Annotated in this window: 18 protein-coding genes; 11 read left to right on the forward strand and 7 right to left on the reverse strand. The window is 60.2% G+C overall.

All coding sequences use genetic code 11. The features are described from left to right. Positions 1-129 precede the first annotated feature (129 nt). The 4 genes from E2F43_RS01070 (at position 130) to E2F43_RS01085 (ending at position 4,506) form a co-directional block, all read left to right on the forward strand. On the forward strand, positions 130-2,541 hold the full coding sequence (locus E2F43_RS01070; RefSeq protein ID WP_133209031.1) for a TonB-dependent receptor: 2,412 nt from the start codon (positions 130-132) through the stop codon (positions 2,539-2,541). A gap of 64 nt (positions 2,542-2,605) precedes the next feature. Beyond that, entirely contained in the window at positions 2,606-3,412 is an 807-nt protein-coding gene (locus E2F43_RS01075; protein ID WP_133209032.1) for a hypothetical protein, read from the forward strand. Beyond that, entirely contained in the window at positions 3,412-3,621 is a 210-nt protein-coding gene (locus E2F43_RS01080) for a hypothetical protein (protein ID WP_133209033.1), read from the forward strand. The genes E2F43_RS01075 and E2F43_RS01080 overlap by 1 nt, the downstream gene beginning before the upstream one ends. A gap of 12 nt (positions 3,622-3,633) precedes the next feature. After that, entirely contained in the window at positions 3,634-4,506 is an 873-nt protein-coding gene (locus E2F43_RS01085; protein WP_133209034.1) for an SDR family oxidoreductase, read from the forward strand. A gap of 78 nt (positions 4,507-4,584) precedes the next feature. Here the strand turns inward: E2F43_RS01085 and E2F43_RS01090 are convergent, their stop codons facing one another. From E2F43_RS01090 to E2F43_RS01100, 3 genes are read right to left on the reverse strand one after another with little or no spacing between them, the layout of a single operon-like run. Then, positions 4,585-5,619: a zinc-binding dehydrogenase gene (locus tag E2F43_RS01090; protein WP_133209035.1), complete on the reverse strand. Its 1,035-nt coding sequence runs from the start codon at positions 5,617-5,619 to the stop codon at positions 4,585-4,587. Then, positions 5,616-6,890 (reverse strand): cytochrome P450, encoded by a 1,275-nt coding sequence (locus E2F43_RS01095; protein ID WP_238946681.1) that lies wholly within the window; start codon positions 6,888-6,890, stop codon positions 5,616-5,618. The genes E2F43_RS01090 and E2F43_RS01095 overlap by 4 nt, the downstream gene beginning before the upstream one ends. Positions 6,891-6,894: 4 nt before the next feature. Beyond that, positions 6,895-8,172, reverse strand: coding sequence for a cytochrome P450 (locus E2F43_RS01100; protein ID WP_238946682.1), 1,278 nt, complete (start codon positions 8,170-8,172; stop codon positions 6,895-6,897). A 248-nt stretch (positions 8,173-8,420) separates the two neighbouring features. Between E2F43_RS01100 and E2F43_RS01105 the strand changes: the two genes are divergently transcribed. The 3 genes from E2F43_RS01105 to E2F43_RS01115 are packed head-to-tail and all read left to right on the forward strand — an operon-like array spanning position 8,421 to position 11,576. Beyond that, entirely contained in the window at positions 8,421-9,182 is a 762-nt protein-coding gene (locus E2F43_RS01105; RefSeq protein WP_133209037.1) for an SDR family NAD(P)-dependent oxidoreductase, read from the forward strand. Between the two features lie 22 nt (positions 9,183-9,204). After that, positions 9,205-10,392: an acyl-CoA dehydrogenase family protein gene (locus tag E2F43_RS01110; protein WP_133209038.1), complete on the forward strand. Its 1,188-nt coding sequence runs from the start codon at positions 9,205-9,207 to the stop codon at positions 10,390-10,392. 29 nt (positions 10,393-10,421) lie between these two features. Next, positions 10,422-11,576, forward strand: coding sequence for an aromatic ring-hydroxylating oxygenase subunit alpha (locus E2F43_RS01115; RefSeq protein ID WP_133209039.1), 1,155 nt, complete (start codon positions 10,422-10,424; stop codon positions 11,574-11,576). Positions 11,577-11,645: 69 nt separating this feature from the next. Here the strand turns inward: E2F43_RS01115 and E2F43_RS01120 are convergent, their stop codons facing one another. Next, the gene (locus E2F43_RS01120) at positions 11,646-11,966 is read right to left on the reverse strand and encodes a Rieske (2Fe-2S) protein (protein WP_133209040.1); all 321 of its coding nucleotides are present in this window, start codon (positions 11,964-11,966) and stop codon (positions 11,646-11,648) included. Beyond that, positions 11,959-13,353, reverse strand: a complete 1,395-nt coding sequence (locus E2F43_RS01125; protein ID WP_133209041.1) for an aromatic ring-hydroxylating oxygenase subunit alpha — start codon at positions 13,351-13,353, stop codon at positions 11,959-11,961. The genes E2F43_RS01120 and E2F43_RS01125 overlap by 8 nt, the downstream gene beginning before the upstream one ends. Before the next feature lie 131 nt (positions 13,354-13,484). Here E2F43_RS01125 and E2F43_RS01130 point away from each other — a divergent pair, with 131 nt between their 5' ends. Then, positions 13,485-14,021, forward strand: coding sequence for a nuclear transport factor 2 family protein (locus E2F43_RS01130; RefSeq protein WP_133209042.1), 537 nt, complete (start codon positions 13,485-13,487; stop codon positions 14,019-14,021). Next, positions 14,018-14,530 carry a nuclear transport factor 2 family protein gene (locus tag E2F43_RS01135; RefSeq protein ID WP_133209043.1) on the forward strand — a complete coding sequence of 171 codons (513 nt, stop codon included), beginning with the start codon at positions 14,018-14,020 and terminating at the stop codon, positions 14,528-14,530. Before E2F43_RS01130 ends, E2F43_RS01135 begins: the two co-directional genes overlap by 4 nt. 7 nt (positions 14,531-14,537) lie before the next feature. On the opposite strand, the gene E2F43_RS01140 is transcribed toward E2F43_RS01135, so the two are convergent. Further along, positions 14,538-15,365 (reverse strand): SDR family oxidoreductase, encoded by an 828-nt coding sequence (locus E2F43_RS01140; RefSeq protein WP_238946683.1) that lies wholly within the window; start codon positions 15,363-15,365, stop codon positions 14,538-14,540. 98 nt (positions 15,366-15,463) lie between these two features. Between E2F43_RS01140 and E2F43_RS01145 the strand changes: the two genes are divergently transcribed. Then, the gene (locus E2F43_RS01145; protein WP_133209044.1) at positions 15,464-16,927 is read left to right on the forward strand and encodes an NAD-dependent succinate-semialdehyde dehydrogenase; all 1,464 of its coding nucleotides are present in this window, start codon (positions 15,464-15,466) and stop codon (positions 16,925-16,927) included. Positions 16,928-17,139: 212 nt separating this feature from the next. On the opposite strand, the gene E2F43_RS01150 is transcribed toward E2F43_RS01145, so the two are convergent. Continuing rightward, positions 17,140-18,735, reverse strand: coding sequence for an isocitrate lyase (locus tag E2F43_RS01150; protein ID WP_133209045.1), 1,596 nt, complete (start codon positions 18,733-18,735; stop codon positions 17,140-17,142). 388 nt (positions 18,736-19,123) lie between these two features. Here E2F43_RS01150 and E2F43_RS01155 point away from each other — a divergent pair, with 388 nt between their 5' ends. Continuing rightward, on the forward strand, positions 19,124-21,490 hold the full coding sequence (locus tag E2F43_RS01155) for a TonB-dependent receptor (protein ID WP_133209046.1): 2,367 nt from the start codon (positions 19,124-19,126) through the stop codon (positions 21,488-21,490). The last annotated feature ends 42 nt before the right edge of the window (positions 21,491-21,532 follow it).

Raw genomic sequence — 21,532 nt, forward strand, 5'->3', positions numbered from 1 at the left:
TGTGTTCTTATGACAGGTACGCCAACATACCCGCGCCATTAAAATCAGTCAATTCTGTTTGTTTTTAAAAAAGGCATTTGCTAAGGTCTTTGCCATTAATAACCATAATTTAAACCCTGGTACTGCTTTATGAATAAAGCCATCCCCGCACTGGTGAGCGCAGCGCTCGTCACCCCGCTGAGCAGTTCGCCCGTCAAGGCCCAGGAACACCTGGCCCTGGAGGAAATCCTGGTCACCGCCAGCCGTCGGGTGGAGAGCCTGCAGGAAGTGGCCATGTCCGTGTCCGCTTTCTCCACTGACTTTCTTCAGAATACCGGGGTCAACGGCCTGGCAGCCCTGGAAGAATACACCCCCAACCTCAAGATCACGCCCGGAGGCACCGATTCCAACGCCACTTCCATCCGTATCCGCGGTATCGGCTCCATGGGTACCAATGCAGGCATAGACCCCAGCGTGGGCGTGTTCATCGACGGCATCTACCAGGGTCGCGCCGGGATGAGCATTGGCGACCTTGTCGATATCGAGCGGGTGGAAGTCCTGCGCGGCCCCCAGGGGACCCTGTACGGCAAGAACACCGCCGCGGGCGCCATCAGCGTGATCAGCAAACAGCCCGGCGGTGAGTTTGAAGCTTTTGCTGAAGTCACTTACGACAGCAACGATAAAGGCGAACTGCGCGGCATGCTCAACCTGCCGCTGGGCGACAGTCCTCACGCGTTGCGGATGTCGGCGTTTGCAGCGAACGGTGACCACCTCTACAAAAACACCTTCACCGGCAGGGGCACCAACGACGTCAACAAGTACGGCGGCCGCGCCAGGGTGCTGTTCGACCTCGAGGGTGACAGCAGCACCGAGGGTTTCGGTCAGTTTATCCTGACCCTGGATTACACCAAAGAAGACACGGACTGCTGTGCTTTGGCCACGATCGGCTACGAGGGCCTGTCCACGCTCAACTCACCCACCACGGCAATCCCGACGGCGCAGCTGCAACAGGAGCTGGGCATGAATGCCGCCGGACGTTACATCCTCCAGTACAAGACCCTGGAGGACGGGGCCGGATTTTCACCTCCGGCCGCTGATTCCTTCGATGACGACTACTGGTTTGACGCCCCGGTTTACAACAAGGTAGACATCGGCGGCGCAGCACTGGAATGGAACCGCGACCTCGCCAACGACAGCACGATTACCTTCATCAACGCCTGGCGCTTTTACCAGTCGGACAGCGCCTATGATGGTGATTTTACCGCCTATGACGCGGTGATAGGCACCACCGATATCGACCTGGACCAGTTCTCGTCCGAACTGCGCATCACCTCCGGAGGCGGTGAGACGTTCGATTACCAGGGTGGGCTCTACGCCTATGTGTCGGACATGGATTCGGTGGGCACTTTCGAACAGGGCGAGCTGCTGGTTGACAGCATCTTTGTCATTCCCAACACCGACCTGACCATGGGGGTGTTCTTCCCCGATGGCACCCTCAACACCGACACCAACAACTACAAGACCACCAGCTACGCCGCCTTTGGCCAGGTGGTGTGGAACATGACCGAGGCATTGAGCGCCACCCTCGGCCTGCGCTATACCTACGAACGTAAGGAACGGTCCGGATCGCAAATCACCGACCCCGAATCCTTCCTGGATATTCCCCCGGTGGCGGGTCCCGATACACATTACGATAACAGCCGTTCCGATTCCGCGGTTTCGCCATCCCTCAATGTCCGTTATTTCTTCAACCCGGATGTCATGGGCTATGCGTCAGTCAGCCGCGGCTTTAAATCAGGCGGCTTCGACCAGCGGCGCCTGGTGCAGGGAGAAGCCGGGGAGTTCGACGAGGAAATCGCCACCAGTTATGAACTGGGCTGGAAAACAACGTTCGCCAATCGCCGCCTGCGGTTCAACGGCACCCTGTTCCTGGTTAACTACGACGACTTCCAGTCGCAGAGTTTTGACGGCGCGTCCGTGCGTGTGACCAACGCAGGTGATCTGCAAAGCTACGGCAGTGAGCTGGAACTGATCTTCCTGCCGGTGTCTAATATGACGCTGGGCAGCGCCATCGGCTACAACAAGGCGGAATACGACTCTTTTGACAATGGCCAGTGCACCGTGACCCAGGCCTTCCAGCAGTACTATGTCATCGAGGGTGCCCAGTCTGGCTCTCCAAGCACCAGCGCCGTCTGCACCCAGGACCTTGCCGGACACCGACTTGACAATGCGCCGGAGTGGAACATCAGTTCATTCCTGCAATATTACCGCGACGTGGGCAGCACGCTTGCGGCAACGGCTCGCCTGGAGCACAGCTATATCGACGAGTTTTACCTGGACCAGGACCTGGACGAACACCTGAAAAACGACGCCGTGAACCTGGTCAACCTGCGGCTGTCGCTGAGCAACCTGTCCCGGGACTGGGAGGTGTCGGTCTGGGGCCGCAACCTGCTGGACGAGGAATATTATTCCTGGGGCCTGGATACGCCCACCATCGGCGGCTACACCGGTGCGGTTGCACCCGGCGCCTATTACGGCGTCACCCTGCGCTACTTCCACTAGCACGAAGCGGGCGAGCTATACTTTTCCACTGAAGGCAGCGAACCGCGCAGCCCGGAGAGACCCAATGAGCGACGAGCAGATTATCAGCAGCGACAGGGGTACCGGTCGCGTTGCCCCGGTTAAACGCAGTGGCTGGTACTACAACTGGGGGCCCCAGGCGTGGATAGATATGTGGATGTCCAACGCCATGCTGATGAAAAAAGCCATGCCCATCATCAGCCACACCTTCGTCCCCATACTGCGCCTGTCCGGCGACAAGGAACAGGTAGACCGGGACTATGCAGCGATAAAGGCGCGGCGGGAAATCGTCAGGCGCTTTGAGTCACCGCGGGAAAAGTGGCGCAAGCGCTACGGCAATTTTGTCCGCGAGGCCGAGTGGGCACTGCTGGAATTGCGCAAGCACTACAGCCAGAAGCAGTACGAAGAAATCGTCATCGGCACTTCTGTGGCCCTGTCCTACGAGACCTCCGCTGACTTCCTGAAGATGATGAATTCAATGTCCGAGAAAAATAAGGGCAAAAAGACCCGCAAGACTTCCGACGGTCGCCCACAAAAGCCCGGCCGCTGGAGCACTTTCCTGTTTGAAACGTTCAATCCGGCGCACTGGCTGACCGGGCCGGCAACAATTACCGCGTTCGATCCCTCCAACGGGCTTACGGTTATGGAGATCCCCGACTGCGCCTGGCATCGCTGCGGCCCCCAGCAAGATCTCCCGAACCCGAACGCGCTGCCGGAAGAAGGCTGCCTGAATATCTGCAAGGGCCCTTTCGAAGCACTATTCAACGGCGAAGGTGGCGGGCTCAAGATGGAGTTTGACCCCCATCTACCCGAGACATCCTGCACGGTAAGAATGAGCTGGGCCACCGATTAATGCTGTCATTGCGAGACCTGTTCTCACCCCGGCGGCGATTATTGCAACAGGAGCGGCGCATCCGGCAACTGGAACAAAGCTTACAACAGCTCGAGGCACAGAATGCCAGCATGCGTGAAGGCATGCGACGCTGTGTCAGCTGCGACTACCGCCTGGAATTCAAAGACCGCCAGGGCGCAACAGGCATCGACATTATCAAAGCTAACTAACAAGGAGTATCTATGTCCGTCATTCTAGTCACCGGCGCCAGCACCGGTATCGGCCAGACCACGTCCCTGCACCTGGCCAGCAAGGGACACCAGGTCTTTGCCGGCGTGCGCAGCCCGGACACCGCCCACGAACTGAAGGAACGAATCGACGCCCAGGGCAACCCGGTAGAATTGATCCAGCTCGATGTCACCGACCAGGGCTCCGTAGACAGTGCCGTACAACAGATCATGGCGCAGGCCGGCCGTATCGACGTACTGGTCAATAACGCCGGTGTGGGCGGCGGCCGCGCAGTGGAGGAAACCCCGTTGGAGGAAGTCCGGGGCGTATTCGAGACCAACTACTTCGGGGTTACCCGGATGCTGCTGGCGGTTACCCCGATTATGCGCAAACAGCGGGCCGGCCGGATCATCAACATGAGTTCACTGGCGGGACGGATGGTGTTTGGCTGCCACGGCCACTACTCGGCAGCGAAGTGGGCGCTGGAAGGCCTGAGCGAGGCCCTGGCCTTTGAAATGGCCGAGTTCAATGTACGGGTGGCTCTGATAGAACCGGGTTCCGTGCCGACCCCCGCATGGGAGAAGGGCTCCCCGCCCCCGGAAGACACCAGTTACGGTAACAGCCTCGCCCGGCTCGCCGCCTGGGCAACCTATACCATGAAAAACCCCGCCTCCACCCAGGATGTGGCCGATGCGGTGACTCATGCCATCGAATCAGAGGCGCCGCATTTCCGCTACCTGGTCGGCCAGGATGCTATCGAAGATGTGGCTGGCCGACACAGCGTAACCGACGATGAGTGGATCGAAATGAATCGCCTTCAGGGCCAGGACTTTGCCCGCCGCTGGAAACAGGTGGTGGGCGTTGATTACTTCGGCGCTGACGACTAGGTGCTGAAGCAGGGGCGGCTTCTGGCCGCCCTCCTCTCCCAGCACTGTGGTATCAACGCTTGCTCACACGTGCAGCGCCTAGCAGAACCGGGTCAGCACCTTGCACTGGTGGCTGGGGGTTCGCAGGGCCTCGAAAGCATCCGGCAGGTCATCGAGGCTGACGATATCGGTAATCATCGGCGAGACCTCAATACGTCCCTCCGCCAGCATCGCCAGACAGGTTTCGAAATCATCCTTGGTATAAGCAATGGCAAACTGGATTTGCAACTCCTTCACCAGACCGAAAAACGGCATGATGGCGTCGGGCTTTTCACACACTCCCACCGGAATGATTTTGCCTCTTTGCGGTGCAACTTCAATGCATTGCTGCAACAGTCCCGGCGCACCCACGCACTCAAAAATAACGTCGGGCGGCCCGCCGGTTTCAGCGATGTACTGCTCGAGGAGTTGCTCAGCGCCCGCCGCCGGGTCGGGCTGAATCACGCTGGTTGCGCCCATCTTTTTCGCCAGCGCGGAGCGACTGCTGGCGAGTTCGCTGACCACTACATCCCGGGCGCCAAAAAAACGCGCCCAGAGGGCAACCGTTAGGCCAATAGGTCCCGCGCCAATCACCAGCACACGACTTCCGGCCTTCACCTCCGCTATCCGCACAGCGTGAATCCCCACCGCCAGCGGCTCTACCAGGGACGCGGTTTGCAGTTCCAGGTTATCGGGTAAACGCAGGGTCTCCCTGGCGCCGGTAGCCACGTACTCGGCAAAGCCGCCGGGGGCGTCTACCCCTGAAGTTTTCTTGTTCTGGCACTCGAAGAAGTGACCCTGGGCGCAGGGCAAACACTTGCCGCAGGCGATAAACGGCAGCGCGCACACCCGGTCACCGACTGCCCAGTCACCTTCAGCCTCCTTGCCCACTTCGACAATTTCACCCACGTATTCGTGACCCAGCACCTGGCCGCAGCAGGCGGTGGTCAGGCCCTCGCGGGTGGCGTGCAGGTCGGTGCCACACACGCCGCAGTAAGCGACCTTGACCACCAGGTTGTCGGCCGCTGGGGCTGGGTCGGCAATGGACTCCACCGCCAGTGGCTTGCCTACTTCCTTGAATACAGCTGCCTTCATGATGCCTCGTTCTCCAGTGTCCGGGTTGCCCGCCGCGGGCGCTTGTCAAAGGTGATGTGTAGCGACTTAAGGCCACGCAGCACCATGTTGGGCCAGTGGCTCAGGTCATTTTTGCCCTCGGCAAGCTGAATGTTGTCCAGTCGCTCCAGCAGTTTACCCAGGCCCACGATCATTTCCTTGCGCGCCAGCATGGCGCCGGGACAGAAATGCGTTCCCTGGCCAAAGGCGATGTGATCATCGGCATTGTGCCGACAGATATCAAAGCGTTCCGCATCGTCAAACACCCGCTCGTCGCGGTTGGCCGCCGCGTAGCGCAACATGACCATGGCACCCGCGGGGATCAGGGTGCCATTAAATTCCACGTCGCGGGTCACCGCTCGCCACAAACCGGCGCTGGGCGTTTCCATGCGCAGAATCTCTTCCACCGCGTTTGCCATATGCAAAGGGCCTTCCCGCAACAGACACATCTGCTGCGGGTTCCGGATCAGCGACAGCATTCCGCCGGCCAGTGAACTGGTGGTGGTCTCGTTGCCGGCCACCAGGAATTGCTGGACGATGCTGATAAGCTCGGCATCGCTCAAACTCCGGCCATCATCGATCTCGGCGGTGGCGAGGTCTGAAATCATGTCATCCCTGGGTTCCCGGCGACGGGCGTCAATCACCCCCAGTATGTACTGCTGGAATTCCCGCACCGCCAACGCAATGTCTTTTGCCTGCTCCGGGGAGACCATGCCACCGAGGCGCGCCGCCAGCGAGTCAGACCACACTTTGAATCGCGGCAGCAACTCCCTGTCGATCCCCAGCTGATCGGCGATCACCATCAGCGGCAGTGGCGAGGCAAAGGCGGCAATGAACTCGCACTCGCCATCATCAATAAAACCATCGATTAACTCGTCGACGATTTGCTCAATATAGTCGTGCATCTGCTGCACCCGCCTGGCGGAAAACACCTTGTTCACCAGGCTGCGATATACCCGGTGCCGGGGCGGGTCCAGGGTCAGCAGGGTATCGGCCGGTTCGACGGTGCCCTCATAGAGCGCCCTCACCTCCTCGGTCTCGCCGGCGCCGGACAGCAGGTGGGCGAAATTACTGGAAAAAGTTTCCGTATCCTTGAGCATGGCACGGATATCCGCATGCCGGGTCACCAGGTAGATGTTGCTACCCGGTAGCAGGTACACCGGCGCCTCTTCCCTGGCCAGCCGGTAGAAGTCAAAGGGGCACTCCAGGACTTCCTCGGAAAAGAAGTTGTAGTCCTGCAACGACCGGGACAAGCGATCAGGCCTCCATCGCAGCGGGTGCAGCCTGCGCCGCCCGAGGCTCGAAGGTAATATGCAGTTCCTTCAGGCCGCGCAATACCATGTTAGGCCAATGCGTCAGGTCGTTTTTGCCCTCCGCCAGACGGATATTGGTCATCCGCGCCAGAATGCGTTCGTAGGCGACCTGCATTTCCTTGCGCCCGAGAAAGGCCCCCGGGCAGAAGTGCGTGCCATAGCCGAAGGCGATATGGTCATCGGCGTTGTGCCGGCAAACATCCATGACTTCCGGATTGTCGAACACCTGTTCATCGCGATTGGCCGCCGCATAGCGCAGCATCAGCAGGGAACCTTTGGGAATAGCCACTCCGCGCAGTTCAACGTCGCGGGTCACCACCCGCCACAAACCGGCGGAGGGTGATTCAAGGCGCAGGATTTCCTCAACGGCATTGGCAATCATGGCCGGGTCGTCCAACAGCGCCTGCAACTGGTCAGACAGCTGGATCAGCGACAAAAGGCCGCCGGTGGTGGCCGAGGTCGTGGTCTCGTTGCCGGCCACCAGCAATTGCTCGATCATGCTGAGCAGTTCCTCCACGGTCATCAGGCGCTCCCCTTCCGGGGGTTTGATCAGGTTGTTGGCGAGGTCGGAGATCATATCGTCCTGCGGGTTTTCCCGGCGGTCGGCGATGATGCCTGCCATATAGTTCTGGTATTCGACAATCAGCCGGGCATTCTCTACTTCTTCCTCCGCCGAGGCCATGCCGCCCAGGCGGGAAGCAAAGGCATCAGACCAGGCCTTGATACGCCGCAGGTCCTTGCGCGGCACGCCCAGCTGGTCTGCAATCACATACACCGGCAGCGGGGTGGCAAAGTCACGCACGAACTCACACTCGCCGCTGTCAATAAACTCGTCGATCAACTCATCCACCACCTGCTCGATGTAATCACGCATGCCCTCTACCCGCTTGGCGGAAAACACCTTGTTGATCAGCGAGCGATACACCTTGTGCTGGGGCGGGTCCAGGGTTAGCAGCGTGGGCGGCTGGGCGTATCCGGACGCATAAATTTCGGCGGCCTCTGGCGAGGGCTCTGGCCCCTTCAGCAGCTCCTGGAAATCGTTGGAGAACGTCGCCGTATCGCGGTTGATCTGGCGGATATCTTCCCAGCGAGAGACCATGTATATCTCGGTGCCCGGCAGGTGATAAACCGGTGCCTCGCGGCGAATGACCTCATAAAACTCGAACGGTGACTCGATAACCTCAGGTGAAAAGAAGTCGAAATCGGCGGGGCATTTGGCCATGGTTTTCTCCAGTGCCACTGGGGTGGCTATGAGTCTTATTCGCGGTGTCTGCTCCGGCCAGAACACCGGCAAGACTGGCTCACATTAGCGAATAGAAAATAAACAGTCAAATCTGATTGTTTTTTTCAGGGTTGTTTGCTACTTTGCCAATGGACGCAAATTTAACCCTCAGAACGGCGTTCGCAGCGGCACACCCACCGCGCAATTCCGTCTGGCTTACCCACTATCCCCCGCTTCAGGAGACAGACATGGATCTCGGACTCGCTGGCAAGAATGCCGTAATCACTGGTTCAACCCGCGGCATCGGCCGCGCCATCGCCAACCTGCTGGCTGACGAAGGCGTCAACCTGGCTATTTGTGCGCGCAACCAGGCAGAAGTAGACGGCGCCGTTGCCGACCTGAGTGCCAGGGGCGTCAAGGTCACCGGCGCCGTGGTAGACGTGGCTGACAAGGCGGCCTACCAGGAATGGATTACCAGCGCCGGTGAAGCACTGGGGGGTATCGATATTTTCGTGCCCAACGTCAGCGCCGGCGGCGGTAACATGGGTGAGGAAGGCTGGGAGGCCAATTTCAACATCGACCTGCTGGGCACCACCCGCGGCATAGAGGCGGCCATGCCCTTCCTGGAGAAGTCTTCCGCAGCCTCTATCGTCATCATCTCCTCCACCGCGGGCGTGGAAACCTTCATGGGGCCACAACCCTATAACGCTATCAAGGGGGCGCTGGTCATTCATGCCAAGCAACTGAGCCAGGCACTGGCACCTGCGGGTATCCGCGTAAACTGCGTATCCCCGGGCCCCATTTACATCGAAGGCGGCGCCTGGGAATTTATCAAGGACAATATGACCGAACTGTACGATGCCACGCTGGCAGATATCCCCTCCGGCCGCTTTGGCAGCGCCGAGGAAGTGGCCAACGCCGTGGCGTTCATCGCCAGCCCGGCGGCCAGCCTGATCACCGGCGTCAACCTGGTGGCGGACGGCGGGTTCACCAAGCGCGTCCAGCTGTAAACCACCGCCGGGGCTGTCATCGATGGATCTCAAGTTTTCAGATCAGGAACTGGCGTTCCAGCAGGAAGTCCGGCAATTCCTTGCCGATAACCTCAGCGAGGAAATCGTCGAGACCACGGCGCGCAATGCCAGTGTGTTCGTCGAAAAGGAGTTGGCGCTGCAATGGCAGTCTATCCTCGTACAGAAAGGCTGGGCAGTGCCCCAGTGGCCCACCGAGCACGGCGGCACCGAATGGACACCGGCACAGAAATACATCTTCAGCCGGGAGTGCTATCTGGCCGGGGCGCCCATGCTGATTCCCCTGGGTCTGCTGATGCTGGCGCCGGTCATCATGGCTTTCGGTTCCGAGCAGCAGAAGCGCGAGATTCTGCCGAAGATTCTCTCCGGCGAGCAGTACTGGTGCCAGGGTTACAGCGAACCCGGTGCGGGATCAGACCTGGCCAGCCTGAAACTGAAAGCAGAAGCGGATGGCGATGACTATATCGTCAACGGCTCCAAGATCTGGACAACCCACGCCCACATGGCGGACCATATTTTCTGCCTGGTGCGCACCGACAACAGCGGCAGGCCGCAACAGGGCATCAGCTTCCTGCTTATCGACATGGACAGTCCCGGCGTGACCGTTGAGCCCATCATTACCATGGCCGGTGACCACGAGGTCAACCAGGTATTCTTCGACAACGTGCGCGTGCCCCAGAGCAATCGCATCGGCGAGGAGAACAAGGGCTGGACCTACGCCAAGTACCTGCTGGAATTTGAGCGCGGCGGCGGCTTCTCCGGTCCGCTGGTGCAACATGAACTGGCTCGCTTGCAGGCGCTCTACGGCGAGACCCGCGAAGCGGTGCATAATTTCGATAGCACCGGTGACCTGCAGCGCAAGATCGCCCGCATCGAGATTGACCTCAAGGCGCTGGAGATTACCGAACTGCGGATTCTGTCGGCGGTCAGCGGCGGTGGCAACCCCGGACCGGAGTCCTCGCTGCTCAAGCTCAACACCACCCGACTGGAGCAGGAAATCAACCAGCTGTCGCTGGACATACTCGGTTACCGCGGCCTTGAGCTGGACCCGGTGGCAGGCGGCAGCCCCTATCGCCCCGACCCCATATCTGCCGTACTGCCGCGCTACCTCAATAATCGCGCGGCCTCCATCTTTGGCGGTTCGCAGGAAGTACAGCGCAATATCATTGCCAAAATGGTCCTCGGCCTTTAGCGCCGTTCGCCACAGGGAGACCGCTTCCCATGCATAGGGACAGGCAGATCGCCGAAGTAAAAGCCCTGCTCGCGCTCATCGCCCGCAAGTCTACCGCGCTCGCCAGGGAGGTCATGGCGATCGACGTGCAGGAGTACACAGACCCCGCACTGTTCGAACGCGAGAAGCGCCAGCTGTTTCGCAACTACCCGCAGTTTGTCGGGCCCAGCTGCCTGCTGCCGGAGGCCGGCGATTACTTCGCATTTGACGACACCGGCGTACCTATCCTCCTGGTACGGCAACCCGAGGGTACATTAAACGCGTTCCTCAATATCTGCTCGCACCGCGGGGCACCCCTGAACGAATGCCAGCACGGCAAGGCCAAAAAAGGCCGGCTGTTCAGCTGTCCCTATCATGGCTGGAGCTACGACCTGGAGGGCTGCCTGATTGGCGTACCCTTCGGCAGCGAGGGGTTCCCCGGACTGGAGCGGGACAAACTGGGCCTGCGCCCGCTTAAGGTAGCGGAGAAAAACGGGCTGATCTTCGTTATGCCCAATCCGGAACTGAATTTCGATATCGATGAGGTGCTCGGGGGTATCGATGAACATCTGGCCGGTTTCGGCCTGCAGGATCACCACTACCTGGGCGTCAAACAGGTGTACACCGATTTCAGCTGGAAGCTGAACATGGACACCTTCCACGAGTTTTATCACTTTGAGCACCTGCATGCCGAGTCCATTGCGCAGATGGCCTACAGCAACCTGGGAACCTATCACCAGTACGGACGCAATCACGCTATGGGTTCCGCCACCCTGTCGATTACCGAGCTGGAATCGCTTCCCGAGGACCAGTGGCAACCCCGGGCCTACACCTCCCATGTTCACTATATTTTTCCGAACACCGTGATCTTCGTGGTGGAGGACCATTTCCAGACCTGGCGGGTATACCCGCTGGCTGCGGACCGCTCGGTGGTGTACCACAGCATGTTCCTGCCGCAGGCGCCGGCCAGCGAGGAACAGCGCGACGAGTACGAGGCCTATTTCCAGATGATTAACGATGTGGCGGTGACCGAGGACTACACCCTGGTCGACAAAATCAGGCGCGGCCTGGACGCAGACATAAAGCGCCAGGTATTGCTGGGACGCAATGAACCGGGCGTGCAAAACATGCATCGACAAATTCATGATGTGCTCGGCATGAAATAACGCCGCATTTTAGCCCGAGAGCCGACGTCCCACGGGGCTGGTCCAGCGATGGCGGCTGCGCTACCGGCACTAATCCGTCACTGCGATAGCGATGGCATCCCCAGTGACTTTAACCCGGTAACTGGCCAGTCCTCGGACCGCCGGTCGACTGAGGGCGCTGCCGTCGCGAACGTCGAAAGCCGCTCCGTGTAACGGACACAGTACCCTGTTGCCCTTGAGCTTGCCCTCACACAGGCGGGCGGCACCGTGGGTACACAGGTTATCCAGCGCGAATACGCCGTCGGCGGTGTGGCATAACAATATTTCCCTGTCCGCCACAGCAACAGCGGCGCAGCGCCCCTGCGGCAGGTTGGCGAGACTGGCCACCTGGACGAATTCGTCGTTACTCATTACCCGCCTCCTCGAGAAATTCATCCAGGGTCATGTGCACCCGGCGTATACGTGATTCCTGGTAGTTACCCAGGGTGATACCGGGCTTGCGGGCGGTTTTAAAGCCCTGCTGCTGTAATGCCAGGTTACCCGTGTCCTCGTCGTAAACCGGCCCCAACCAGCCCAGACCCTCGGCCTCGGTGTAGGACTGTTCCACGCTCAGGCAGACTGGTTCCGGTGGCTGCGGATGTTGCGCGCCTTCCGCCAGGGGTTCAAGAATCAGGAAATCGAACAGGCTGCTGTCGACGTCTTCCCCGTTGGGACGGAAGCGGTATACCATGGACACCGTAATTCCAGGGAAGAAAAACATATTCGGAAACAGGTGGTATTCGATGGAGTCCAGCATGAGCGTGTCGCTGGTTGCCGAAAAATCGATCCCCAGTGCCTCGCCCAGTTTATGGCGCAGGTCTTGTGCCGCCACCTCTCGCGCCGTCTTACCGGCGGGGACCTCATCATGTTCCAGCCCGAACACTGACAACATCTGCAGGATTTCATTTTCGCTGAGTGGCGGCGCACGCCACTTATCCCCCGGATAGTCCGCCAGTGATTCCGCGCTGTAATTGCCGATGTTGTGGATAAAGCGACTGACGTACTTGCCAAAAATGTCGTACTGGGCATTGGCACCATTGGGACCATCGTGGGTTTCAAAGTTGTGGTAGGCCTCCATAAAGGCCTCCTGGGCGGCCTTCCAGTTGGCCGGTAAAGTTTTCTGCACATGCAGGCGGACACGTCTGCGCTCCAGCGGAAAGTGACTGAAATGCGCCGGCAGCACCTCCAGGTAGTCGGCCAGCGGCCCGGCGTGGGTGTCCAGGTTGATAAATACGAAGCCGCCCCAGGTCTCGCACTGCACCGGCTGCAAGCTGTGGGTCTCCTCGCTGACGTGGGGAAAGTCCCAGCGCGCGGGCAGCGCCTGCAAACAGCCGTCGAGACTGAAAGACCAGCCGTGGAACGGGCAGGTAAATGCATTGCTAAAGCCCGTCCCCTCGCCACCCAGAATACGCGTGGCCCGGTGAGGACAGCTGTTGATAAACGCGCGGATACCGTCCGCCGAACTGCGCACCACGATGACCGAGTAGGGGCCGATCTGGTAGACATAATTGTCGCCCACATCGGGAATGTGCTCTTCCCGGCACACCCACTGCCAGCAGCGATTCCACAAACGATCGAACTCCTTGCGGGCGAAATCCGCCGAGATGTAACGACTGCAGTCGATATCGTCGTCACCCAGGAACTGGTAACTCTGGTCCAGCAGTGGCGCAGGGACCTCCCGGGAATCGGTGGCCAGCGTCTCTGCGACAGTCGCTCCACCGGCGCGGGCCGCACCTGGTGCTGGGTTATTCTGGTTCATGCTGTAGGGGTCTCCTGCTCGCCTGTGGCTGGACGGAACGGCATCACATCAATACAATCAGGATCGACTGTTTTTAATTATGGACGCCGGGTGCAGGACAATGCAAGTCCGCCCGCCGCAGGTAGCCGCCAATGACTGACCCTTCCGTACCCTGCCCATCGCCCGCAGAAGTAGACGATCGCCTGGCGATCATCGATGTGCTGCTCCGGCATTGTCGCGGCCTGGACCGCAATGACGCCCCGCTGCTCAAGCGTTGCTACTGGCCCGAGGCCGAGGTGGACTACGGCAGTTTCAAGGGCCCTGCCCACAGCTTCGCCGAGCTCATTGGTCCCGCACTGGCGGAGGCCTACGAACTGACCCGCCACTGCATCGGCAACACCCTCGTTGAACTGCAGGGCGATACGGCGCTGGTCGAGAGCTACGTGCGGGCAGGCCACCTGTTTACCGGGGGGCAGGCAGAAATGTGCTTCGAGGGACGCTACCTGGATCGTCTGCAAAAGCGCGCTGGTCGCTGGGGCATCATCCACCGCCAGGTGGTGATGGACTGGAGCCGAACCCGGAAGCTGGAAGACGCCCGTGACAGCGAGGCCTTTGCCGACCTGGCCAGGGGCCGCGATGATGACCGGGACCCGCTCCACGCCTTTCTGGCGGGAGGAAATACAGCATGAATGCAGCGATTGAGGCCCTGCTGGCCAAACAGGACATCTACGAACTGAGCTGTCGCTATATGCGTGGCCTGGACCGGCATGACCCGCTGCTGATGCGCGATCAGTTCTGGGCAGACGGCTGGTGCGAGTACGGCTTTTTCGACAGTTCACCGGCAGACTTCATTGATTTCTGCATGCAGGCGCTGCAGGCGCACGTGGCCAACCAGCACCTGATCGGAAACGTACTGATCGAGCTCGACGGTGAGCAGGCCTATGGCGAGGTGTACTTCCAGGCCTACCACAAAGTACCGGCGGAAACCGGCTTTGAGGATGTGATTATCGCCGGGCGCTATCGCGACCGCTACGAACGCCGGAACGGGATGTGGAAGCTCGCGTACCGCAGCGAAATTGTCGACTGGAGTCGCACTCAACCCAGCAACGACAGCTACTTTGACCTGGCACCCCAGTGTCTTCGCGGCGGCCGTCAGGACGACCCAGTATACCGCCGTGACGACCGCCGCAAGCCCTGAACCGGCCTCAGTCGGCGGCCGCGTCTTCCCGTTGCCCGGCATGCAACAGCAACTGGGCATCCTGGCTGAAAAACGGCGGAGGGTTCCAGCCGGCGGTGGTCAGGCCGGCATCGACGGTCAGCGTATGCCCGGTCACATAGCGCGACTCGGGACCAAGCAGGTACAGAATGGCCGCGGCAATATCCTCTGGCATGCAGGCAATGCCCAGTGGCGACTGTTCGGCAAGCACCGCCGCAGTGGTATCGGCATCAACACCGGCGAGGTGGTTCACCAGCGGCGTAACCGTGCCGCCGGGGGCGACCGCATTGACCCGGATCTTGCGCGCCATCAACTCGGAAGCCGCGGAGCGGGTAAGTCCGATCACCGCATGCTTGGCCATGGTGTACACGTGCGGGCCCTGGCCACCCAGAAGGCCGGCGGTACTGGAAATGGTGACGATGGCCGACCCTTCGCCCATGACCCGCGCCGCATGTTTGACGCACAGCAGGGCGCCCTTGCAGTGAATGTCCATGGTGCGCTGGTAGGCCTCAACGCTGGTGTCGGTGATGGAACCCACCGCACCGACTACCCCCGCGCAGTGCACCATTCCACTGAGGCAACCAAAGCGCTTCACCGCCGTGGCGACGGCCAATTCAATATCCACCTCGCGGGTCACATCGGTCTGGCAGAAAACTGCCCTGTCACCCAATTCGGTCGCCAGCGCCTCGCCCAGCTCTCGCTGCAGGTCAGCGATCACCACGCCGGCGCCCTCTTTCACCAGTGCACGCACCGTGGCCTCGCCGATTCCGCTGGCACCCCCGGTAACCACCACCGCTGCGTTTTCAAATCGATTCACTCAATACCCCCTGTCAGAAACTGCTGGCCTGACGTTCCAGCCAGCGCGATAATCCCTGGCTCATTTAAACAACCTGTGCAATGTTAAGGAATCAGAAAATGTCTCTTTCGCTATCGGATCCCAGCCTGCTGAAAAGCCAGGCGTACATCAATGGCCAGTGGGTAGACGCAGACAATGGCGCTACCTTTGCGGTCACCAATCCCGCCAACGGGGAACTGATTGTCGAGGTCGCCAAAGCGGGCGCCGCCGAGACCGCACGCGCGGTGGCTGCTGCGGACGAGGCCATGCGCAGCTGGAAAAGGCAGCCCGCCAAGGCCCGCGCCCAGGTGCTGAGAAAATGGTTTGACCTGATGATGGCCAACCAGGAAGACCTGGCCCAGATCATGACCGCCGAACAGGGCAAGGTGCTTGCCGAGTCACGGGGCGAAGTCGCCTATGGCGCGGCCTTTATCGAGTGGTTTGGCGAAGAAGCCAAGCGCATCGACGGCGATGTGATCCCGGGACCTTCCGCCGACAAACGCATCGTCTGTATCAAACAGCCGGTCGGCGTGGTGGCAGCCATCACCCCGTGGAACTTCCCCAATGCGATGATCGCCAGAAAGGCCGCCCCGGCATTGGCCGCCGGCTGCAGCATTGTGATCAAACCCGCCTCTGAGACGCCGCTGTCGGCCCTGGCCATGGCGGAGCTGGCGGAACGCGCCGGTGTGCCCGCAGGCGTCATCAATGTCGTGGCCGGAAGCTCCAGCGACATTGGCGGCGAGCTCACGTCCAACCCGACCGTGCGCAAACTCACCTTCACCGGCTCCACGCCGGTGGGCAAAATGCTCACCGCCGCCTGCGCTGACACCATGAAGAAAACCTCCATGGAACTGGGTGGCAATGCGCCGTTCATCGTGTTCGATGACGCCGACATTGACGCGGCAATCCAGGGCGCAATGATTTCCAAGTACCGCAACGCTGGCCAGACCTGCGTCTGCTCCAATCGCCTGTTCGTCCAGGACGGTGTCTACGATGAATTCGTGGAAAAACTGGTGAAGGCCACCGCCGACCTGACCGTCGGCAACGGCACCGACGACGGCGTGGTCATCGGGCCACTGGTGAACAGCAAGGCGGTTGCCGATGTGGACAAGCTGGTGCAGGATTCCATCAGCCAGGGCGCCAAACTGGCGGTGGGTGGCGGCGCCCATGAGTTGGGTGGCTGCTTCTACCAGCCTACGGTGCTCACCGAAGTCACCTCCGACATGGCCGTATTCCGCAACGAGATTTTCGGCCCCGTCTCACCGGTGGTGCGTTTCTCCACCGAGGAAGAAGTGATCGCCATGGCCAATGACACCGAGTTCGGCCTGGCTTCCTACTTCTACACCCGCGACATTGGCCGGGTCTGGCGGGTTGCGGAGGAACTCGATTACGGCATCGTCGGCATCAACGAGGGCATTATTTCCAACGAGATGGCACCCTTCGGCGGGGTCAAGGAATCCGGCTCCGGGCGCGAGGGATCAAAGTACGGTATTGATGACTACGTCGAGATCAAGTACATGCTGATGGGTGGACTGGACAGCTAGCCCAGTCATCCAGACGGAGGGGCAAGTGGAGACGGTGCCATTGTCTTCCAGCAACAGAATTTTCACCGCAGGTCTCCGCTTGTTGGCCATGTTCCGGCCAGCCTGCACTGACCAACCGCAGGTGAAATCCGTGCGAACTTAGCGGCAATCTCCGGGCACAAAAAAAGGGCGGGTTAACAACCCGCCCTTCTTCTTTTTTGCCAGCGTGACGTTTAGCCGAACTGGTTCATGGTGTTGTCTTCACCGGCAGCCTTCAGGGCAGCGTCACCAGCAAAGTATTCCTTGTGGTCGTCACCCATGTCGGAGCCAGCCATGTTCTGGTGCTTGACGCAGGCGATACCCTGGCGAATCTCCTTGCGCTGCACACCGGCAACGTAGCCCAGCATACCCTGCTCGCCAAAGTACTCCTTGGCCAGGTTGTCGGTAGACAGGGCCGCGGTGTGGTAGGTCGGCAGGGTGATCAGGTGGTGGAAGATACCCGCTTCACGCGCTGCATCCGCCTGGAAGGTGCGAATGCGGTTGTCCGCTTCAACAGCCAGCTCAGACTCGTCGTAATCCACGCTCATCAGGTTGTCGCGATCGTAGGCAGACACATCCTTGCCCTCTTCAGACCAGGCATCGAATACCTGCTGGCGGAAGTTCAAAGTCCAGTTAAAGGACGGGCTGTTGTTGTACACCAGCTTGGCATTGGGCACCACTTCACGGATGCGGTTTACCATGCCGCCGATCTGGCCAACGTGGGGCTTCTCGGTTTCGATCCACAGCAGGTCAGCGCCGTGCTGCAGGGACGTGATGCAGTCCAGTACGCAGCGGTCCTCACCGGTATCCTTGCGGAACTGGAACAGGTTCGAAGGCAGGCGCTTGGGACGCAGCAGCTTGCCGTCGCGGTTGAGGACAACGTCGCCGTTGTTCATGTCTTCCAGGGCAACCTCCTCACAGTCGAGGAAGCTGTTGTACTGGTCGCCAAGGTCGCCGGGTTCGTTGGTCACGGCAATCTGCTTGGTCAGGCCAGCACCCAGGGAGTCGGTACGGGCAACGATGACACCGTCGTCCACACCCAGTTCAAGGAAGGCGTAACGTACAGCGCGGATCTTGGCCAGGAAGTCCTCGTGGGGAACGGTTACCTTACCGTCCTGGTGGCCACACTGCTTCTCGTCAGAGACCTGGTTTTCCAGCTGGATGGCGCAGGCACCGGCCTCAATCATCTTCTTGGCCAGCAGGTAGGTCGCTTCGGCGTTACCGAAGCCGGCGTCGATGTCGGCGATGATGGGCACGACGTGAGTCTGGTGGTTATCGATCTGGTTCTGGATATCCTTTTCCTTCACCTCGTCGCCAGCTTTGCGGGCAGCGTCGAGTTCGCGGAACAGGCCGCCCAGCTCGCGAGCGTCAGCCTGGCGCAGGAAGGTGTACAGCTCTTCGATCAGACCGGGAACGGAGGTCTTCTCGTGCATGGACTGGTCGGGCAGCGGACCAAACTCGGAACGCAGGGCTGCAATCATCCAGCCGGACAGGTACAGGTAGCGCTTGTTGGTGTCGCCAAAGTGCTTCTTGATGGCGATCAGCTTCTGCTGGCCGATAAAGCCGTGCCAGCAGCCAAGGGACTGGGTGTACTGGGAGCTGTCGGCATCGTACTCGGCCATGTCCTTGCGCATGATGGCGGCGGTGTAGCGAGCGATATCCAGGCCGGTCTTGAACTGGTTCTGGAGGCGCATACGCGCTGCGGATTCGGGGTTGATCTCGTCCCAGGGAGCACCGGCATCGGCACGCAGTTGGGCGATTTCACTGATATGGTCTTGATAGGTAGACATGTTGTTACCTCTACAGGTTGAGAACTATGGACAGCCGGGAGACTCGGGGTCAGCCAGTCAGTGCAGGCATATTAGACCCGGCCCCAACATAATTGAAATAAATACACAGGATTTTTGCTATTCATCTGGGAAATGCCAGTCAGGACGCCCTCACCCCGATGAGCCGGCCTTTTGCCCCCCGTACCCATCATCACGGGAGACCCCGGTTGCCAGGCCCTGCGACCCGGACACGAGGCCAAATGTTGTGAATGCTACTACTTGTATTACTCCCCGCACTTATGCACTCTATTGGCGTTGACTGGTTGACTGCTGCCCCGCAGCATCCACCGGTTTCGCATGAAGTAGTATTGAATATAAAAATAGTAATTACTAAGCATGGGAACAGACTATGAATAACGGCAACTTTCCGCCCCAAAACCCCTTTCGCCTGCTTACCCTGACCGCCTCGGTGATAACCGTCATGGGTTTAGCCCTGCCGGCAACCCAGGTTGCGGCCCAGGAAAGCGGCGCCCGCGGCAGCTCTGCGCTGCTCGAGGAAGTGATCGTCACCGCCCGCAAGCGGGAAGAAGGCTCCCAGGATGTACCGATGTCCATCAGCGCCTATAACTCCAACCAGATCGAGGCACTGAAAGTCCGCGACCTCACCAACCTCGCGGTGGGCATGCCCAATGTGGCCCTCGATGACGTGGGCACCACCCGCGGTACCGCCAACTTCTCCATTCGCGGCCTCGGCATCAACAGTTCCATCCCCTCCATTGACCCCACCGTCGGCGTGTTCGTCAACGGCATCTACCTGGGCGTCAACAACGGCATCATTTTTGACGTGTTCGACCTGGAGAGCATCGAGGTGCTGCGCGGTCCGCAGGGCATCCTGTTCGGCCGCAACGTCACCGGCGGCGCCATCCTGATGAATACCCGCAAGCCCGGCGACGCGCTTGATGCCACCGTCAGGGCGGCCATAGACACCGGCGGCGATGGCGGCGAAAACACCTACCTGATGGGGGCCATTGGCGGCCCCGTCACCGACACCCTGGGCCTGCGCCTGACCGCCTACTGGAACGATGACGACGGCTGGCACGAAAACCAGTTCGACGGCAGCGATGTACAGGAGGTCGAGCAGCAGATGATTCGCGGCACCCTGGTCTGGGAACCCACCGACAGCGCCGAACTGGTGCTGCGCTATGAAAACACCGACATCGACGGCGACGGCCCGGTGTCCCAAAACCATACCAATGGTCTCGGCTTGCCCGGTACCCCCTTTAACGCTGACCGTGACAGTTTCGACGCGAGCTATGACGAAGTTGGCGAACAGAGTATCGAAACCGACTTCTTTACCGCTGAACTGAACCTGGACGTCGGTTTCGGCGAAGGCACCATCACCGCGCTGTACGGCTGGCGGGACAACGAATCGCGCAGCGTTTCCGATATCGACGCACAACCAATCCCCCTGTTCCACGCCCCGGCGGACCTGGTGGCCGAGCAGAACAGCTTCGAACTGCGCTACAACGGTCAGTTCGGCAACGCCAATGTCACCACGGGCATTTACTGGTTTGACAACGATATCGAGTACCACGAACGGCGTAACCTGCTGGGGGCCCTGACCCCGGTGGTCAGTGGCGGAGCGCTGAGCAGCACCATCCCCTACCAGATACAGGACGGTGGCGGCCTCTACGATGTCGAGACCACCGCCTTCTTCGCCGCGGTGGACTACGACCTGACCGACCGCCTGACCCTGACGGCCGGAGCGCGCTGGTCCTCCGAGGAGAAGAGTGCTGAAATCGCCACCCTGGCACTGAACACCAACGTGCTGCAGATCCCGGAGACGATTGTCAGCGGCCAGCCGACCTACCTGAACCCGGTCTATGGCACTGACACCCGCTGTAACATCGTCGACCGCGGCAACTGCTTGCTGGACTTCAAGGACGACGACAAGTGGGACACCTTTGCCCCCAAACTGGGCCTGGGCTATGCCCTGAGCGATGAGGCGCAACTCTACGCCCACTGGAGCCGTGGTTTCCGGTCCGGCGGTTACAACCTGCGCAACACCAGCCCCACCGCCGAGCCCGGCCCCTTCGATGAAGAGCAGGTGGACAACTACGAGATCGGCTACAAGTCGCAGCAGGGCTGGGGCAAGCTGAACGCGGCCCTGTTCTACAGTGACATCGCCGACATGCAGCGTGAGGTGAACCTGGCGGACGCGACCTCCGGGGTAGTACAGATCATCGACAACACCGCCGATGCGACCATCTGGGGTCTTGAGGTAGATGGCACCTTCCGTCTCGGCGACAACCTGTTAATGCTCGCCTCCGTCGGCTACATGGATGCCAGCTACGACAAGGTCAGGTTTGACCTCAATGGTGATGGCGTGGTGGACGGCAAGGACAAGGACCTGGACCTGCCCCGCGCGCCGGAGTGGACCTACAGCCTGGGCTTTAACTACGACCTCGAACTGGGCAGCTGGGGCTTCGCCACGGCGCGTATCAACTACGCCTACCGCGACGAGACAGCTTTCACTGACAACAACCTGGGCTTCGTTCAGGAGCAGGACATCCTCGATGCCGGCCTGGACTTCTACTCCAACAGTGGCAGCTGGGTATTCTCGCTGTACGGCCGCAACCTGCTCGATGAGGTCAAACATGGTGGCGACACCCAGTTGCCCTCAGCGCTGGGCCCCATCCCCCTCGGCGGCACCTTCTCGCCACTGGCCAAGGGCCGGGTCTACGGTGCGGAGATTACCTACAACTTCATGCGCTGATTTCTCACGCGCAGCATCCAAGCCGGCGTCGCGAAAGCTCGC

This window comes from Seongchinamella unica, from assembly GCF_004354085.1.
GTDB lineage: Bacteria > Pseudomonadota > Gammaproteobacteria > Pseudomonadales > Halieaceae > Halioglobus > Halioglobus unicus.

Bases quoted from the DNA above. Each gene is read 5' to 3' on its own strand.
- E2F43_RS01070 (WP_133209031.1), top strand. From the start codon at position 130: ATGAATAAAGCCATCCCCGCACTGGTGAGCGCAGCGCTCGTCACCCCG.
- E2F43_RS01075 (WP_133209032.1), top strand. From the start codon at position 2,606: ATGAGCGACGAGCAGATTATCAGCAGCGACAGGGGTACCGGTCGCGTT.
- E2F43_RS01080 (WP_133209033.1), top strand. From the start codon at position 3,412: ATGCTGTCATTGCGAGACCTGTTCTCACCCCGGCGGCGATTATTGCAA.
- E2F43_RS01085 (WP_133209034.1), top strand. From the start codon at position 3,634: ATGTCCGTCATTCTAGTCACCGGCGCCAGCACCGGTATCGGCCAGACC.
- E2F43_RS01090 (WP_133209035.1), bottom strand. From the start codon at position 5,619: ATGAAGGCAGCTGTATTCAAGGAAGTAGGCAAGCCACTGGCGGTGGAG.
- E2F43_RS01100 (WP_238946682.1), bottom strand. From the start codon at position 8,172: ATGGCCAAATGCCCCGCCGATTTCGACTTCTTTTCACCTGAGGTTATC.
- E2F43_RS01105 (WP_133209037.1), top strand. From the start codon at position 8,421: ATGGATCTCGGACTCGCTGGCAAGAATGCCGTAATCACTGGTTCAACC.
- E2F43_RS01110 (WP_133209038.1), top strand. From the start codon at position 9,205: ATGGATCTCAAGTTTTCAGATCAGGAACTGGCGTTCCAGCAGGAAGTC.
- E2F43_RS01115 (WP_133209039.1), top strand. From the start codon at position 10,422: ATGCATAGGGACAGGCAGATCGCCGAAGTAAAAGCCCTGCTCGCGCTC.
- E2F43_RS01120 (WP_133209040.1), bottom strand. From the start codon at position 11,966: ATGAGTAACGACGAATTCGTCCAGGTGGCCAGTCTCGCCAACCTGCCG.
- E2F43_RS01125 (WP_133209041.1), bottom strand. From the start codon at position 13,353: ATGAACCAGAATAACCCAGCACCAGGTGCGGCCCGCGCCGGTGGAGCG.
- E2F43_RS01130 (WP_133209042.1), top strand. From the start codon at position 13,485: ATGACTGACCCTTCCGTACCCTGCCCATCGCCCGCAGAAGTAGACGAT.
- E2F43_RS01135 (WP_133209043.1), top strand. From the start codon at position 14,018: ATGAATGCAGCGATTGAGGCCCTGCTGGCCAAACAGGACATCTACGAA.
- E2F43_RS01145 (WP_133209044.1), top strand. From the start codon at position 15,464: ATGTCTCTTTCGCTATCGGATCCCAGCCTGCTGAAAAGCCAGGCGTAC.
- E2F43_RS01150 (WP_133209045.1), bottom strand. From the start codon at position 18,735: ATGTCTACCTATCAAGACCATATCAGTGAAATCGCCCAACTGCGTGCC.
- E2F43_RS01155 (WP_133209046.1), top strand. From the start codon at position 19,124: ATGAATAACGGCAACTTTCCGCCCCAAAACCCCTTTCGCCTGCTTACC.